This window comes from Streptomonospora sp. PA3 (assembly GCF_009728995.1).
Classification (GTDB): Bacteria; Actinomycetota; Actinomycetes; order Streptosporangiales; family Streptosporangiaceae; genus Streptomonospora.
Window position 1 is genome coordinate 68779 of the sequence record NZ_VTZW01000009.1, and the last position, 16296, is coordinate 85074.

Sequence of the window (16296 nt, forward strand, 5' to 3'; positions counted from 1 at the left end):
GCTAGCGCCGGCTGTCGGTGTGCGTTGACGCCCCCTGATGCGGTGGCAGGCCCACACCGGCACCCGCCGACCTCTCGGCGCACCGCCGCTCCTGGCGGATGAGGGCGTCGAGCCAGTCGACCTCGCTCTCGATGGCCGCTGCCCGATGGCGGTTCAATTCAACGGCGTAGGGGTCCTGCACCTGTTCCCCCAGTCGCTCGCGCAGGGCCGACAGCCGCTCCAGCAGCCGTGCGCGCCGGCCGTCGAGAATACGCAGCCGCACCTCCGAGCGGGTGCGGCCGAACAGGGTGAAGTGCACCCCGAAGCACTCGTCGTCGGTGGCCGCGGGGGTGCTCTCGGAGAGCAGCTCGTGCAGCCGGTCGCGGCCGCGTTCGGTGAGCCGGTAGACGATGCGCGATCGCCGCCCCCGCACGGCGCCGTCGCCGGGTGTGGAGGCGGCCACGAGCTCGCGGCGCAGCATCGACTTCAGGCACGGGTAGAGGGACCCGTAGGAGAACGCGTGGAATGCGCCGAGCTCGGAGTTGAGGCGCTTGCGCAGCTCGTATCCGTGCATCGGGGCCGAGGCGAGGTGCCCGAGGACGGCGAGTTCCAGGACCCGGGCCCGCCCTGTGCTCATCGTGGTGCACCTCCTGGTTCGTTTGCGCCTATGGGAGTCAGCCGCACCGCGGCCGGATCTGTTCCCGCCCGCGCCGATCGGGAGTGCGGGAGCGCCGGAGAAAGCGCCGTCGCGGTCCCGATGCGGAGGTCTCTGGGACGATGGGGTCAATGGGTGGTTTTTCCGTTATGACTATATCGCCTCGATATAACGCAACCCTATGTTGGCTATCTAACACCCCCGGGGACGGCCCGGTGCAGCGGCGCGTCCGAGAGGGAACACGGGCGACCTGCGGCTTAGCATCCGCCAGAATGGAACTGCGCGGCCCTCGCGGCGGGGCTCGGACCGGTCGGGGACTTCCGGCCGCATACGCGGAGTAACCGTTCGCGACTCAGGGAGGTCGGCCAACCGGTACGCTCCCGCCTGGGTTGTGCTACGCGGCGGCCTCGCTCTACCGTGACGGGTGCTTTACCCGTGAGACCCGGTGCGCCTGTGGCCCGCCCCCGAGACGGGCCCGGGGGTCGAGGCGGGAGCGAGCCGAGGCCGGCTGCGCAGGCCGATGCCCGGCCGTGCTCTTGAAACGGGATTCTTGCCTAGAGGTCGCCGACAGGAGGAAGCAGAGGACGAGGTCTTCGGAGCGGACGGGAAAACCATCCGCGCCAGTCGGGCGTCCCATACTTCGGACGCCGAACCCCCGAAACGATTGGTGCGGTTCGTTCCGTAGGCCGTATTCGCCTTCGTGCAGGGCTCATCCCCCTCCCTTACCCGAGTCGTAAGGCCTATCGGCCGCTGAACAGCAATCGAGGACGCGTGAGTACCGAAAGACGACGGAATGCCGGCGGGCGCCGCCGGGCCAACGGCCCGGCCGACGGCGCGCGCGGCGACGGCGGCAGGCGCCGGGCCGGCGGCCCGGCGGGGGACGAACGCGCCGGAGGTCGGCGCAGGCCGGGTAACGACGACACGGCCGGCTTCTGGGACGGCGGAGGCGGCCGCGGGGCCGGCGGCTACGGCGGCCCGGGCGGCGGCGACGGTTTCTGGGACGACGAGCGACCCGCGCGGCGCAGCCGTGCCGAGGGCGCAGGCGAGAGCCGCAGGCGCCGCCCCGAGCCGGGCAGGCAGGGCGGCGGCAGGCGCGCCGCGGGCGCCGCGGGCGGAGCCCGCGCCGAGGCTGGCCCGGGGCGCCGCGCCGCGCACTCCGGTGGCCGCCGCAGGGCGCACCGGGGCGAGGATCCCGACGAGTACGACGACCGCGGCCCACTCAAGCGCTTCTTCGCCAAGGCGTGGAAGCCGGCGCTGATCACCTGCGGGGTCATGTTCGTGACCGGCGTCGCGGTGCTGGGCATCGCCTACGCCAACACCCCCGACCCGCGCACGATCGACCAGCAGGACAGCGCGATGCTCGCCGCCACGAGCATCAACTACGCCAACGGCAAGGAGGCCGTGACCACCGGCGAGGTCAACCGGGTCATGGTCCAGCGCGAGGACATCCCCAAGTCCGTGGTCAACGGCGTCCTCGCTGCGGAGCAGCGCAACTTCTACGAGGAGCCGGGGATCTCGATCACCGGCACCATGCGCGCGGTGCTGACCCTCGGCTCGGCCGGCGGCGGTTCCACCATCACCCAGCAGATGGCGCGCAACTACTACGACGTGCTTTCCCAGGAGCGGTCCTACACCCGCAAGCTGCGCGAGATCCTGATCGCCATCAAGGCGGGGCAGACCATGCACCCCGACGAGATCCTGGAGAAGTACCTCAACACCATCTACTTCGGGCGCCAGGCCTACGGCGTCCAGGCCGCCGCCCAGGCCTACTTCGGCAAGGACGTCCAGGACCTCAACGCCGCCGAGGGCGTGTTCATCGGCGCCATCATCCAGCAGCCCGGCAACTTCGAGACCGTCGAAGAGGGCTCGAAGATGGAGGAGATCCTCAAGGAGCGCTGGGACTACGCGCGCGACGGCCTCGTCGAGATGCACCAGAACAACCCCGAGCTGGGCATGACCAAGGCCGAGGCCGAGAAGCTGGAGTTCCCCGAGGTCATCGAGTACGACCCGGGCCGCGACATCCAGGGCCAAGAGGGCTACATCATGACGGCGGTCATCGACGAGCTGGCCAACCGCTACGGGCTGGAGCCCAGTCAGGTGTCGACGGGCGGCTACACCGTCGAGACCTCCCTCGACCCCAAGCTGATGAAGCAGGCGGGCAAGGCCTTCTCCCAGACCCTCCCCGACATGCCCGAGGAGACGGTCCAGGGGTTGACCTCACTCGATCCGCGAACGGGCGAGATCAAGGCGTTCTACGGCGGTACGGACTTCACCTCCGACCCCAACAACTCCCTCAACCTCGACGCCCAGGCCGGGTCGGCGTTCAAGCCCTACGTGCTGGCCGCCGGGCTGGAGCAGGGGATCGGACTCAAGAGCACCTTCAACGGCGACTCCCCGCAGGAGTTCCCGGGTGTGGCCGAGCCGATCCAGAACGACAGCAACCGCGACTGGGGCGAGGTCGACCTGGTCGAGTCCACGGCGAACTCGATCAACACCAGTTTCGTGCAGCTGGCGATCGAGACCACGCCGCAGGCCGTCGTCGACATCGCCGGTGCGGCGGGCGTCAGCGAGGACCAGTTCGAGACCGCCGCGATGGGCCCCAACATCGCGCTGGGCACCTACCGCGTCTCCGCGCTGGACCAGGCCACCGGGTTCGCCACCTTCGCCAACGGCGGCGTGCACATGCCGCCGCACATGATCACCAAGGTGACCAACGCCGAGGGCGAGGTGGTCGAGCCCAAGGACGCCGCCAAGCTGGAGTCGGGCACCCGGGCGTTCAGCGAGACGACCGCGATCGACGCCACCTACGCGATGACCCAGGTCGTCGAGAACGGCGGTGGCGACGCCGCCGCGCTGCCCGACGGGCGCCCGGTGGCCGGCAAGACCGGTACCTCCAACAGCGCCAAGTCGGCGTGGTTCGTCGGCTTCACCCCGCAGCTCGTCACGGCGGTGGGGCTGAGCCGCGACGACGGTGAGAAGCTGGTCATCCCCGGCGTCAGCGCCATCTACGGTGGTACGACCTCCGCCAAGATCTGGAAGGCGTTCATGACCGAGGCGATGGCGGGCAAGGAGGTCCAGGAGTTCGCCGACCCGGTCTACTCCGGCAGCTCCAAGCGCTACGGCCCCACGCCGTCTCCCACGCCGCAGGCCACGCCGAGCGAGGAGCCGGAGCCGGAGAGCCCGGAGCCGTCGATCACGCCGTCGACCCCGCCGGAAACCGCGCCGCCGTCGAACTCGCCGACTCCGCCCTGCCGGCCGGACGACTGGTTCTGCCAGGACGAGACCTCGGGGCCGACGACGCCGACCCCCGAGGATCCGGCTACCGAGGACGACGGCAACAACGGCCGCGGGAACGACGAGGACGACGGCGGCCTCTTTGGCAGCCAGTAGATGACCACGGCATCCGGATCGCGGGCCGGCGGCGCGAATGCCGCCGGCCCGCGGCATGTGGCCCCCGAAACCGGGCGGACCCGGCTTTGGCTGGCCCTTCTCGGCATAGCGGGCGCGGTCCTGGCCTACCTCGCCAAGTGGCCGTGCCGCTTCGGCGGCGCGTGGGTCGAGGGCGGCCAGTACACCTACGCCTGCTACAGCGACGTCTTCCCGCTGTACTACCGCGACGGACTGGGCTCGGGCGCCGTCCCCTACCTGGACGTCCCCACCGAGTACCCGGTGCTGACCGGCGGGCTGATGTACGCCGCTGCGCGCGCGGTCTCGTGGCTGCCGGAGGGCCTGGACCGCGCGTTCGCCTACTTCGACTTCACCGCCGTGGTGCTGGGCTGCTGCCTGGTCGCTGCGGTGATGGGCACCGGCTACCTGGCCGGCCGCGGGGGCGCCGACGCCGAGGACGGGGACTTCCGCCCGCGCGCCGCGCTGCTGGCCGGGGGCTTCGTCGCCCTGGCGCCTGCCGCGGTGCTGGCCGGGCTGATCAACTGGGACCTGCTCGCGGTGGCGCTGGTGGTGGGCGCGCTCGTGTGCTACTCCCGCGGCCGCATGTGGGCGGCGGGCGCGCTGATCGGCCTGGCGACGGCCGCCAAGTTCTTCCCGTTCCTGGTGTTCGGCCCGCTGTTCGTCCTCATGCTCCGCGAGGTGTGGCGCAAGGAGGGCGGGCTGCAGGCGGCCGACTTCCTGCGCACCCTCGCCGGAGCCGCCGCGGCCTGGGCGGCGGTGAACCTGCCGGTGTATCTGGCGGCCCCGCACAACTGGGCGACGTTCTTCCGCTTCAGCCAGGAGCGCGGCACCGACTGGGGGTCGCTCTACTACGCCCTGGGCGGCTACGGCCTCTTCGACTCCGGCGACCTCGACCTGGTCAACGCCACCGGCACCGGTGCACTCGTGGTCTGCTGCGCCGGGATCGGGCTGCTGGGGCTGCTCGCGCGCCGCAGGCCGCCGCTGGAGCAGCTGGTGTTCCTGGTGGTGGCGGCCTTCCTGCTGACCAACAAGGTGTGGTCGCCGCAGTTCGTGCTGTGGCTCCTGCCGCTGGCCGCCCTCGCCTGGCCCCGCACCGTGCGTCCGGCCGTCGCGGCGGCGGTCTTCGCTCTGTGGCAGGCGGCCGAGGTCTGCTACTTCTTCGGGATCTGGCAGCACCTGCTGTACGTCTCCCAGCAGGGCGACCCCGCGGTCGCCGGCCCGCCCGCCGGGCTGCCGTTCGAGGGCTATGCACTGGTGCTGCTGGGCCGGTGGGCCGGGGTCGTGGCGATGTGCGTCCTGACGGTTGTGGATTGCCTGCGGAAGGGCGATCCGAGGGGTTGACGGCTGGTAACCTTGGCTTCCGTCTGGCTCAATGCCCTCCTGCCATGGAGAGACCATGGCCGCGACAGTCCAGAGGAGGTACGAACGCCCATGCGTCGTTACGAAGTGATGGTCATCCTCGACCCCAGTCTCGACGAGCGTACGGTTTCCCCGTCGCTGGAGCAGTTCCTGGGAGTCGTGCGCAACGACGGCGGCACGATCGAGAAGGTCGACGTCTGGGGCAAGCGGCGCCTTGCCTACGACATCTCCAAGAACACCGACGGCATCTACGCCGTGATCGACCTGACCGCCGAGCCCGCCACGGTCAAGGAGCTCGACCGCCAGCTGAACCTCACCGAGGCCGTGCTGCGCACGAAGGTTCTGCGCCCCGCGGCGCACTAGAGGCGCCGCACCCGTCGTGACCACCGGCGCCCGGTCGCCCGGCGTTCCCCGCCCGCACGCCTGATCCGACTACTCAATCCGGAGCCAATCCATGGCAGGCGAAACCCAGATCACGCTCGTCGGCAACCTCGTCGACGACCCGGAACTGCGATTCACCCCCAGTGGTGCCGCGGTCGCCAACTTCCGCGTCGCCTCGACCCCGCGCATCTTCGACCGCCAGAGCGGCGAGTGGCGCGACGGCGAGTCGATGTTCCTCACCTGCTCCGTGTGGCGGCAGTACGCGGAGAACGTCGCCGAGAGCCTGCAGCGCGGCATGCGCGTCATCGTGCAGGGCCGTCTCAAGCAGCGCTCGTTCGAGACCAAGGAAGGCGAGAAGCGGACCGTCTTCGAGATCGACGTCGACGAGGTCGGCCCCGCGCTGCGCAGCGCCACCGCCAAGGTGACCAAGGTGCAGCGCCAGGGCGGCGGTTTCGGCGGCGGCCAGGGCGGCGGCGGAGGCTACGGCAACCAGGGGGGCGGCTTCGGCGGTCCTCAGGGCGGCCGCTCCGGCCCTCCGGCCGACGACCCCTGGGCGACCGGCGGCGGTTTCGGCGGCGGTGGAGGCGGAGGCTTCTCCGACGAGCCCCCGTTCTGACCGCTCACCCCCGACGCGGACCCGCGCGGCCGCCCGGCCGCGCATCCGCCTCATCCTGTCCGATTGACCATCCCCGGGACACCCGGGGCTCTTGCAAAGGAGCACCACGATGGCGAAGCCGGCAGCGCGCAAGCCCAAGAAGAAGGTTTGCCTGTTCTGTCAGGAAAAGCTGACCTACATCGACTACAAGGACACGACCCTGCTGCGGAAGTTCATCTCCGACCGGGGCAAGATCCGCGCCCGTCGGGTGACGGGCAACTGCACGCAGCACCAGCGCGACGTCGCCACGGCGATCAAGAACGCCCGCGAGATGGCGCTGCTGCCCTACACCAGCACCGCTCGCTAACGGGGATTTTCGAGGGAGGTTTGTCGTGAAGCTGATTCTGACCCAAGAGGTCACCGGCCTCGGCGCCCCGGGCGACGTCGTCGAGGTGAAGGACGGCTACGGCCGCAACTACCTGCTGCCGCGCGGGTTCGCCATCCGGTGGACCCGCGGCGGGCAGAAGCAGATCGACTCGATCCGCCGTGCTCGCGCCGCCCGCGAGATCCGCACCCTGGAGGACGCCCAGCAGATCGCGGGCCGACTCAACTCGATGCGGGTGAAGCTCAACCAGCGCGCCGGCGACGGCGGTCGGCTGTTCGGCTCGGTCACCGCCGGCGACGTCGCCGAGGCCGTGAAGTCGGCCGGCGGCCCGGAGGTCGACAAGCGCCGGATCGAGATCCGCAACCCCATCAAGTCGGTGGGCGACCACAAGGTGCAGATCCGCCTGCACCCCGAGGTGAGCGCCACCATCGCGGTCCAGGTCGTCGGCGTCTGACCGCGGCCTCGGCAACACGGGCCCCGATTCCGCACCGGCGGGATCGGGGCCTTTCGCATGTGCGGTGCGGGCGCGAGCGACACGCCGGATCCACTTCGTAACGCTTTGACGACAAACGGTGACATTATCTTCCTGTGGGCCTGTAACTCCACAGGAAGGGTGAGGCCGGTATGTCCAGCCCTGACGCGGAAAGAACGGACACGGGCGTCGCGCGCCGGAGTGTCCTGCACGGAGCCGCCCTGGCGGCCGGGGGCGTGCTGCTCGGCGGCGCGATCGACCTGGCCGCGGCCGACGGTGCACTCGCGGCGGCGCGGCCGCGGGTCTACAACCGCGGCGAATGGAACGCCCGCAGTCCCAAGCGCCGGGCGGAGGTGCGGTCCTCCCCGCCCGACCGGATCGTGCTGCACCACACCGCCACCGCCAACAGCTCCGATCGCAGCAAGAGCCACGCCTTCCGGCTTTCCCGGTCGATCCAGAAGTACCACATGGACACCAACGGCTGGAGCGACATCGGCCAGCAGCTCACGATCAGCCGCGGCGGCTACATCATGGAGGGCCGCAACCGCTCGCTGATGGCGATCGGCGACGGCGACCACGTCGTGGGAGCCCACACGGCCAACCACAACGGCCACACGATCGGCATCGAGAGCGAGGGCAACTACGTGTCGGCCAAGCCGCCGGGCGACCTGATGGACGCGCTCGTCGAGACGTGCGCCTGGCTGTGCCTGGCCTACGGCCTCAACCCGGCCTCGGCGATCGTGGGCCACCGCGACTACAACGTCACCGCGTGCCCGGGCGACGAGCTCTACGCGCTGTTGCCGCGGCTGCGCAGCGACGTCGGGACGCGGATGCGCGGCCTGCGGGCCCGGATCCGACTGCGCGACGACTCCGCCGTCCCTGAGGAGCACCTGCCCACCTATCCGCAGGTCCCCGCCCAGGAGCGGCGTGCGCCCTTTTACCACGGGCCGGCCGTGGGCCCCGACGACCGCTAGCAGGACGCGGCCGTTTAGGGCCGTGTCGCCCCGGCCACCAGCCAGGCGTCCGTGCGCGCACGCACTCCCAGAGTGACTCCGCGGGCCGCCATCCACACCGCGAAGGCGCACCACAGCAGCACCAGCCCGGCCTCGGACTCCGCGGCCGGGCTGTAGAGCACGGCGGCGGCGCAGGGCAGGAACGCCAGCATCGTCCACAGGCCGGCCCACGCCAGGTACCGCTGGTCGCCGGCGCCCATCAGGATGCCGTCGAGCACCATGACCACACCACTCAGCGGCTGCATGAGCGCCACCACCACGAGTGTTCCCAGCAGCAGCCGGTGCACCAGCGGGTCGTCGGTGAACAGCAGCGGCGCCCAGGGCCGCACCGCGAACACCACCGCGGTGAACACCACTCCCGCGAGCACGCCCCATTCGACCATCCGCCGGGTGGCCGCGCGGGCGCCGGAGACGTCGGAGGCGCCCAGATAGCGGCCGATGATCGCCTGCCCGGCGATCGCGATGGCGTCCATCGCGAAGACCAGCAGCGCCCAGATCTGCGTGGCCACCTGGTGGGCGGCGATCTCGGGGTCGCCCAGCCGAGCCGCGACGGCGGTGCACACGACCAGCACGACGCGCAGCGACACGGTACGCACGAACAGGGCGAACCCCGCGCCCGCGGCCGCGCGCAGCCCCGCGGCGCTGGGAGCGGGGGAGATCCCGCGGCGCCGGGCGGCCCGCCAGACGACGCCGACGTAGAGGGCGGCTCCCGCGCTCTGGGCGGCGACGGTGGCCCAGGCCGAGCCGGCGATCCCCCAGTCCAGCCACAGCACCAGCAGCGCCGCGAGCCCGATGTTGGCCAGGTTCGCCCCGACCGCCACCACCAGCGGGGTGGTGGCGTCCTGCAGACCGCGCAGCACCCCGGTGCCGGCCATGATGATCAGCAGCCCCGGGGCGCTGAGCAGGCTGATGCGCAGGTAGACCAGCGCGTAGGGGGCGACGTCGGGCGAGGCCCCCAGGGCCTGCACCAGCCATGGGGCGGCGGGATAGCCGACGGCGAGGATGGCGGTCCCGATGAGTAGCGCCAGCCACAGCCCGTCGATGCCGCTGCGGAGCCCGGCGGCGACCTCGCCCGCGCCGAACCGGCGCGCCACGGCCGACGTGGTGCCGTAGGCCAGGAAGATGCACAGGTTGGCCAGTGTCATCAGCACCTGGCCGGCCACGCCCAAGCCGCCCAGCGGCGCTGTGCCCAGGGTGCCCACGATGGCGGAGTCGCTCAGCAGGAACAGCGGCTCGGAGACGAGGGCGAAGAAGGTGGGGACGGCGAGCCGGAAGATCTCGCGGTCGTGGGCGTGGCGGAAGGGCGGCGCGGAGAGGAGAGCGGGCATGTCCTTGCCAGGATAGCGGACAGGTGTTCGACTGGTTGGGCGGGGTTGTCCACCGCCAGCGGGGGAGCCTGTGGATAACTTGTGGACAGCGGCGGGGGAATTTTCTTTCACGCACAGCCGGTGCACAAAGTATTTCCTGGTCACACAGCATATCGGCGCAGTGTGCGGAAGTTATCCACAGGTGCTGTGCACAAGCTATCCGCAGGATCTCCCCACTCGTCCACAGGATCTCCCCAGCTGTGTCCACAGGCTGCTTTGCGCCACGGGTGCCGCAGTCGCGAGAATCCAAGCTCGGGCATGTCTGGACATGCCGATCGTGAAGCAGGGGGAATCCACGTGAGCGTCGCCGAACACCCGCCGGATGACACCGGCACCGGATTCGAGCGCACACCGCCGCACGACATCATGGCCGAGCAGAGCGTGCTGGGGGGCATGCTGCTGTCCAAGGAGGCCATCACCCAGGTGGTCGAGATCGTGCGATCCGCCGACTTCTACCGGCCGGCCCACCAGACCGTCTTCGACGTGATCGTCGACCTGTTCTCCCGCGGCGAGCCGGTCGACGCCATCTCGGTCAACGCCGAGCTGACCAAGCGCGGCGAGATCGCCCGCGTCGGCGGAGCCCCCTACCTGCACACCCTTACCGAGGCCATCCCAACCGCGGCCAACGCCGGCTACTACGCGCGCATCGTCTCCGACCGCGCGGTGCTGCGCCGCCTGGTCGAGGCGGGCACACGCATCGCCCAGATCGGCTACTCCGGCGACGGCGAGGTCGACGACCTCGTCGACCACGCCCAGGCCGAGATCTACCGCGTCGCCGAGAAGCGCACCGGCGAGGACTACCTGCCGCTGAGCGACATCATGCCGGGGGCCCTCGACGAGATCGAGGCGATCTCCTCCCACGACGGCTCGATGACCGGTGTGCCCACGGGCTTCACCGACTTCGACCAGCTCTCCAACGGCCTGCACCCGGGCCAGATGGTGATCATCGCGGCGCGCCCGGCGGTGGGCAAGGCGCTCGCGCTGGACACGCCGCTGCCCACGCCGCGGGGCTGGACGACCATGGGCCGGGTGGCCGTGGGCGACGAGCTGGTGGCCGCCGACGGCACCCCCACGCGCGTGGTCGCGGCCACCGGGGTGATGACCGGGCGGCCCTGCTACGAGCTGGTGTTCGCCGACGGCACCGCGGTGGTGGCCGACGCCCGGCACCAGTGGCCGACCGTGCGGCGTGCGGCGGGCGGCGCACCGGTGTGCCGCCTGGCCACGACCGGCGAGATCGCGGCCGCGCTGGAGGACGTGCCCGCCGGGGACGCACCGCCCGACATCGTCGTCGCCGCGCCGGATTCGATGCCGGCGCAGCGGCCGGGCCGTGCCCCCGGCCGGGCGGCCCCGGCCGGCACCGCGCCGACGGCCGCGGCCCTGCTCGATCCCCAGTCTGTGGACGGCGCCGCGGCGCCCGAGCCGCACTCGCACCGCGTCGTCGCCGCCCGACGCGTGGCCAGCGTCCCGGTGCGCTGCGTCCAGGTCGACCACCCCGACCACCTGTACCTGGCCACCCGCGCGCGCATCCCCACGCACAACTCCACCCTCGCCCTGGACTTCGCCCGGGCCGCCTCGATCAAGCACCAGCTCACCAGCGTCTTCTTCAGCCTCGAAATGGGCCGCAACGAGATCGTCATGCGCCTGCTCTCCGCCGAGGCGCGGGTGCCGCTGCACACGATGCGGTCGGGCATGATGACCGACGACGACTGGGCGCGCCTGGCCCGCCGGATGGGCGAGGTCGCCAGCGCGCCGCTGTTCATCGACGACTCGCCGAACCTGTCGATGATGGAGATCCGCGCCAAGTGCCGCCGCCTCAAGCAGCAGCACGACCTCAAACTGGTGGTGGTGGACTACCTGCAGTTGATGAGCTCGGCCGGCCGGGTCGAGAGCCGCCAGCAGGAGGTCTCGGAGATGTCGCGGTCGCTGAAGCTGCTGGCCAAGGAGCTGGAGGTCCCGGTCATCGCGCTGTCCCAGCTCAACCGCGGTCCCGAGCAGAGAACGGACAAGAAGCCCCAGGTCAGCGATCTTCGTGAAAGCGGATCCATCGAGCAGGACGCCGACATGGTGATCCTGCTCTATCGCGAGGACGTGCACGAGAAGGAGTCCCCGCGTGCGGGCGAGGCCGACCTGATCGTCGCCAAGCACCGCAACGGCCCCACCGCCACGGTCACCGTCGCGTTCCAGGGCCACTACAGCCGCTTTGTCGACATGGCGCCGGGGTGATTCGGCGACCCCGCCGGTGACCGGTCCCGTGCCGGAGTCTTCGATGCGATGCCGGATTCGGGGCGGCGCCGGATCGGGGCGGTAATCGGCATGGAGCGGCGGAATTCGGTCGCGGCCCTCACACGTGCCGGTCTAAGATCGGCGGATGTCTTTGGAATGGGAACAGGTCATCGTCGACGCGGCGGATCCGGTCGGGCTGGGGCAGTGGTGGCTCGAGGCGCTCGGGTGGGTCGTGGTCGACTCCGACACCGACGTGTTCGAGATCCGTCCCGAGCCCGACCGCCTGCCGGGGCTCCTCTTCGTCAGGTCCGAGGGGCGCAAGACGGTGAAGAACCGCCTGCACCTGGACTTCCGACCGGACGACCAGGACGCCGAGGTGGACCGCCTGCTGGCTCATGGCGCACGGCGGGTGGACGTCGGCCAGGGCGAGCAGTCCTGGGTGGTGCTGGCAGACCCGGAGGACAACGAGTTCTGCATCCTCGGCCGGCGGCGCACGTAGGCGACGAAACCCTGCCACCGCTCGGGATGAGCCGGGGGGTGCGCATGGGCCGTGGCCGTCCGAAAACCGTTGGCCGACAAACCGATCTGTCGTCCTGTCACCCTGTCACCCCTGGCGCCGGGGGCCCGGCGCATCGGGCCCGCGGTGCCTCGGGCAGACTGTGGTCCCGTACGGGTCGTGCTGGAGGAGGGGCGGCATGCGGTTTTCGGACGGGCCGCAGACCGGGTGCGAGGCGCGGATCGCGGCTCCGGCCGCGCGGGTCTGGGGACTGGTGACCGACATCGCGCTGCCTGCGGAGCACAGCCCGGAGCTGATGCGGGCCGAGTGGCTGGACGCGGCGCAGGGCCCGGCACTGGGGGCGCGCTTCGCCGGCCACAACCGCAGCCGCCGCCTCGGCGAATGGCGGACCGTCTGCGAGGTCGTCGAGTTCAGCCCCGAGCGCGCCTTCGGCTGGGCGGTACTCGACGCCGACGGCCGCTTCGGCCCGCCCGCCGACGATCCCGACCAGCCGATGGCGGTGTGGCGCTACACCCTGGAGCCCGAGGGCGGCGGCACGCTGCTGCGGTACGGGGTGCGCCTGGGACCGGGCCGTTCCGGGCTCACCGCCGCGATCGACCGCATGCCCGATCTCGAAGAGCAGATCGTGGTCGGCCGTCTCGACGAGCTGCGCGCCGGCATGGAGACCACCCTGCGCAGCATCAAGAACCGCGCCGAAGGCGGCGGGTAGCGGCCGCCCGTGCACGCAGCGCCTCCTCCGCGGAGGGCCGGACGGGGTCGGCGGTCAGGCGGGGACGGAGGGATCCGGGGACCTGTCGGCGACACGCCATGTCGGCACGGCGTCAGCGGTGCTCCGCCTGCGCACCCGAGAAAGCGCTGAGGGGGCCGGCCGCGGCGTGCGGCCGGCCCCCTCAGCGGGGGACGGGTGTTCCCGTCTTTCAGACCCAGCGGGCCTCGGGACGGGTCCGTCCGTTGTCGTCGGTCACCAGCTGCCAGCTCAGCAGCGGACGGTCGGAGGCCAGGGCCTCGGCGGTCTCGCGCGGGCGCGGCGCGACGCTGGGCGCGTCGGCGCTGCGGCGTCGTACGGCACTGCGCGCGCGGCGGCGGGGCGGAGCGGTACGGCTGGTCTGTGGCGCCGGGCTCACCGGTTGGTTCATTGCGGCACCCCCTCGTTCGCCTTAGTGAAGACTCTAGTTAACCCTACGTTCACCCTGTGGTCAATCTGGATTCCCAGACCGGTCTCTCTATCCGGAGGTCGGCGCGGCATGCGAGCTGGGGGGTAGCGATTCAGGTGAACAAAAGGTGAACAGCGTGCGGCGCGGCGGTGGGCGGGGGTGCCGGCGGGAGGCGGTCGAGGCGCTCGGGCAGGTGGGGGTGCCCATCCTGCGGCCGGGCGGCCGGAAACGGCGAGGGCCCGGCCGCGCGGCCGGGCCCTCGCCGTTACCTCGATGCCGAGGTGTGTTCGCTGCTCGACGGACGCTCGCGCGCCGGCCGAGCGGCGGATCACTCGTTGGGATCCTTGAAGATCAGACCCACGACCTCCAGGTAGAGCTGCTCCGGGTAGGGCACGAAGTGGATCCGGCTCAGCGCCTGGTCCTGACCGGCCGACTCCATCACGAACGTGCCGTAGCCCAGGAAGCGCCCCAGGATCGAGCGCTCGAAGCGCATGTCGGTGACCTTGCCCAGCGGCATCATGTTGACCTGGCGCGTGATGAGCCCCTGGGTCAGCAGCAGCCGCTGCGACGTGATGACGAAGTAGTCGACCGACCACTCGGCCACGCGCCAGACGAACCAGACGAGGATGAGCAGCCACACCCACCAGATGACCGCCAGTGCGGCCGCGCTGCCGGCGATGGGGGTGTTGCTCAGGATGCCCGCGAAGATCAGCGCACCGAGCACGGCGGCGACGGGACCGATCAGCACCGCCGGGTGCCGGCGGATGGTGACGACGTCCTGTTCGTAGGGCAGAAGATAGCGGTTGACCGATGCCGGCGCCCGGTTCGGCGGTGCGACGAGCCTCATGGCCGGGCGACCCCTATGCGCTCAGGGCGTTCACGAATCGGGACATTGATTCAGCGGCCGACATGAGTCCCCCGACACCGGTCTGGATGACTCCGGCAGCGCTTTCCGGCTGTGTGAGCAGATAAAACGCGATGAAAGCGATGAGGGCGTACCCCAACCACTTTTTCAACCTCGCCATGACCGACTCCCCACGAATGCTGCTGACGACCCACTGACCCAAGGTGATTGTTACACCGACATACAGGCCCGTAAAGCTAGATGCCCGTTACCGGCGTGGCGTTCCCAGCGGGCCGTGTGGCGCTGGTCACCCCCTGGGGTGGTCAGCGGCGTTCGGCGAAGGCCAGTGCGAGGACCTGCAGGTGCTGGCGGGCGATGCGTTCCACGAGCTCCGGAGTTGCCCGGCCGGTGACGTCCAGGGCGCCCTGGCGCGCCGCATCCACGCAGCGGGCGATGGTTGCGGTGTCGTGGACGCCGGTGAACTCGGAGTTCAGGCGCTCGACGACGGGGGAGAGGTCGCGCGGCGTAGTGGTCTTCTCGGGCATCTCACTCCTTCGAGGGAAAAGGGTGACCGGTTGCGCTGGGTACCCGCATGCGGGCGCTTCGTAACCGCCCTGGGTACAAGACTAGGGGTCGGACATAGTGGCGAGGGTCGTCAGTAGGGGGCGATGGGGGATTCGGGGGAGGCTATGCGGTTGTCGGCGATCGAGGTTGCAGGTCGACTGTGCACCATGATCGGCCTTTTGTGTCACGACTCCGTCTCAGTCTGAATTCGGCCTACGCAAATCGGTATGTTCTGCATGCTCAGAACGCGGAGACCCCACGCCGGGCGCAGGGGTCCGCCGGATCACCATGGCGTCGTTCCCCATTTTCGGACGTCCAATCATCACGTTCCAGATCGATACAAAAAAGGTCGATCATGTCCGGCCGCCCGCCGGACTCCGCGGACGCCGCCGGCGGGGCTCCGGAGCGACCGCGGTCACCGGGTCAGATGCCCGGAAGTCCGCATCGGTTCAGACGCATCCGTAGAGCCGGTCGCCGGCGTCGCCCAAGCCCGGGAGGATGAACCCCTTGTCGTTCAGGCGGTCGTCGATGGCGGCCGTCACCACCCGCAGCGTCACGTCGTTCTGCTCGCCCAGGTTTTCGGTCAGGGCGTGCAGCCCCTCGGGGGCGGCCAGTAGGCAGATGGCGGTGACGTGGTCGGCACCGCGCTCCACGAGCAGGCGCATCGCCGCGGCCAGGGTGCCGCCGGTTGCCAGCATGGGGTCGAGGACGTAGCACTGCCGCCCCGAGAGGTCGTTGGGCAGCCTGTCGGCGTAGGTGGCCGGACGCAGGGTCTCCTCGTCGCGGGCCATGCCCAAAAAGCCCACCTTGGCGGTGGGCAGCAGCCGGGTCATGCCGTCGAGCATGCCCAGCCCCGCGCGCAGGATGGGCACCACCAGCGGGGTCGGCCGGGTCAGCTGCGCCCCGGTCATCGGCGTCAGCGGGGTCTCCACGGTCACGTCGGCCACGCGCACGTCGCGGGTCGCCTCGTAGGCGAGCAGGGTCACGAGCTCGTCGGTCAGCCGCCGGAAGGTGGGTGAATCGGTCCGCACGTCGCGCAGGGTGGTGAGCTTGTGCGCGACCAGCGGGTGGTCGACGACCAGGGTCTCCATTGAACACTCCGAGTGAGCTGGGCAAACGATGGGAAATCGGCGTCCGAGTCTATCCGTGTGCAGAGGGGCCGAACCCACCGCCCACCAGGGGATTCGGCGCTTCGCGCGGCGTGCGGCGGCATCCGTAATCCGATCGGGTCGGCCATAGCGTTCTGCTGGGCGCCGGATGTCCGTTGTAATAGAGGTTGTGAGCGCCGACTTCTATCACGAGGCAGATTCCCATTGGGGAAACCGGGTCGCGGGCGACCGCGACCGCTACGATGACGCCGCGCCGGACGATCTGGGATCC

At 70.6% G+C, this 16296-nt stretch carries 16 protein-coding genes; 10 read left to right on the forward strand and 6 right to left on the reverse strand.

Features of this window, described 5'->3' with window-relative positions; translation table 11 throughout:
* Position 1: 1 nt before the first annotated feature.
* Positions 2-616, reverse strand: a complete 615-nt coding sequence (locus tag FZ103_RS08605) for a PadR family transcriptional regulator (protein WP_156000160.1) — start codon at positions 614-616, stop codon at positions 2-4.
* Positions 617-1405: 789 nt separating this feature from the next.
* On the opposite strand from FZ103_RS08605, the gene FZ103_RS08610 reads away from it, so the two are divergent.
* The 7 genes from FZ103_RS08610 (at position 1406) to FZ103_RS08640 (ending at position 8208) form a co-directional block, all read left to right on the forward strand.
* Positions 1406-4024 (forward strand): transglycosylase domain-containing protein, encoded by a 2619-nt coding sequence (locus FZ103_RS08610; protein ID WP_186356034.1) that lies wholly within the window; start codon positions 1406-1408, stop codon positions 4022-4024.
* A 57-nt stretch (positions 4025-4081) separates the two neighbouring features.
* Positions 4082-5383: a glycosyltransferase 87 family protein gene (locus FZ103_RS08615; RefSeq protein WP_343233441.1), complete on the forward strand. Its 1302-nt coding sequence runs from the start codon at positions 4082-4084 to the stop codon at positions 5381-5383.
* A 90-nt stretch (positions 5384-5473) separates the two neighbouring features.
* Positions 5474-5764: a 30S ribosomal protein S6 gene (gene rpsF / locus FZ103_RS08620; RefSeq protein WP_156000163.1), complete on the forward strand. Its 291-nt coding sequence runs from the start codon at positions 5474-5476 to the stop codon at positions 5762-5764.
* A 91-nt stretch (positions 5765-5855) separates the two neighbouring features.
* Entirely contained in the window at positions 5856-6398 is a 543-nt protein-coding gene (locus FZ103_RS08625; RefSeq protein WP_156000164.1) for a single-stranded DNA-binding protein, read from the forward strand.
* A gap of 109 nt (positions 6399-6507) precedes the next feature.
* Positions 6508-6744, forward strand: coding sequence for a 30S ribosomal protein S18 (gene rpsR / locus FZ103_RS08630; RefSeq protein WP_040273181.1), 237 nt, complete (start codon positions 6508-6510; stop codon positions 6742-6744).
* 25 nt (positions 6745-6769) lie between these two features.
* On the forward strand, positions 6770-7216 hold the full coding sequence (rplI, locus tag FZ103_RS08635; RefSeq protein WP_186356035.1) for a 50S ribosomal protein L9: 447 nt from the start codon (positions 6770-6772) through the stop codon (positions 7214-7216).
* A gap of 170 nt (positions 7217-7386) precedes the next feature.
* Entirely contained in the window at positions 7387-8208 is an 822-nt protein-coding gene (locus tag FZ103_RS08640; protein WP_156000165.1) for a peptidoglycan recognition family protein, read from the forward strand.
* Positions 8209-8222: 14 nt separating this feature from the next.
* On the opposite strand, the gene FZ103_RS08645 is transcribed toward FZ103_RS08640, so the two are convergent.
* On the reverse strand, positions 8223-9575 hold the full coding sequence (locus tag FZ103_RS08645) for an MATE family efflux transporter (protein WP_156000166.1): 1353 nt from the start codon (positions 9573-9575) through the stop codon (positions 8223-8225).
* A 336-nt stretch (positions 9576-9911) separates the two neighbouring features.
* Between FZ103_RS08645 and dnaB the strand changes: the two genes are divergently transcribed.
* The 3 genes from dnaB to FZ103_RS08660 all read left to right on the forward strand — a co-directional run bounded on the left by dnaB (position 9912) and on the right by FZ103_RS08660 (position 13063).
* Positions 9912-11837 carry a replicative DNA helicase gene (gene dnaB / locus FZ103_RS08650; RefSeq protein WP_343233442.1) on the forward strand — a complete coding sequence of 642 codons (1926 nt, stop codon included), beginning with the start codon at positions 9912-9914 and terminating at the stop codon, positions 11835-11837.
* A 145-nt stretch (positions 11838-11982) separates the two neighbouring features.
* Positions 11983-12336 (forward strand): VOC family protein, encoded by a 354-nt coding sequence (locus FZ103_RS08655; protein WP_156000168.1) that lies wholly within the window; start codon positions 11983-11985, stop codon positions 12334-12336.
* Positions 12337-12532: 196 nt separating this feature from the next.
* Complete coding sequence (locus FZ103_RS08660; protein WP_156000169.1) at positions 12533-13063, forward strand: SRPBCC family protein; 531 nt, start codon at positions 12533-12535, stop codon at positions 13061-13063.
* 208 nt (positions 13064-13271) lie between these two features.
* Here the strand turns inward: FZ103_RS08660 and FZ103_RS08665 are convergent, their stop codons facing one another.
* From FZ103_RS08665 to upp, 4 genes are all read right to left on the reverse strand, one after another.
* Positions 13272-13478 carry a hypothetical protein gene (locus tag FZ103_RS08665; RefSeq protein ID WP_343233443.1) on the reverse strand — a complete coding sequence of 69 codons (207 nt, stop codon included), beginning with the start codon at positions 13476-13478 and terminating at the stop codon, positions 13272-13274.
* Positions 13479-13836: 358 nt separating this feature from the next.
* On the reverse strand, positions 13837-14355 hold the full coding sequence (locus tag FZ103_RS08670) for a PH domain-containing protein (protein WP_156000171.1): 519 nt from the start codon (positions 14353-14355) through the stop codon (positions 13837-13839).
* Positions 14356-14675: 320 nt separating this feature from the next.
* Positions 14676-14897, reverse strand: coding sequence for a three-helix bundle dimerization domain-containing protein (locus tag FZ103_RS08675; protein WP_156000172.1), 222 nt, complete (start codon positions 14895-14897; stop codon positions 14676-14678).
* 468 nt (positions 14898-15365) lie between these two features.
* A complete protein-coding gene (upp, locus tag FZ103_RS08680) occupies positions 15366-16007 on the reverse strand; it encodes a uracil phosphoribosyltransferase (protein WP_156000173.1) in 642 nt (213 codons plus the stop codon).
* Positions 16008-16296 lie beyond the last annotated feature (289 nt).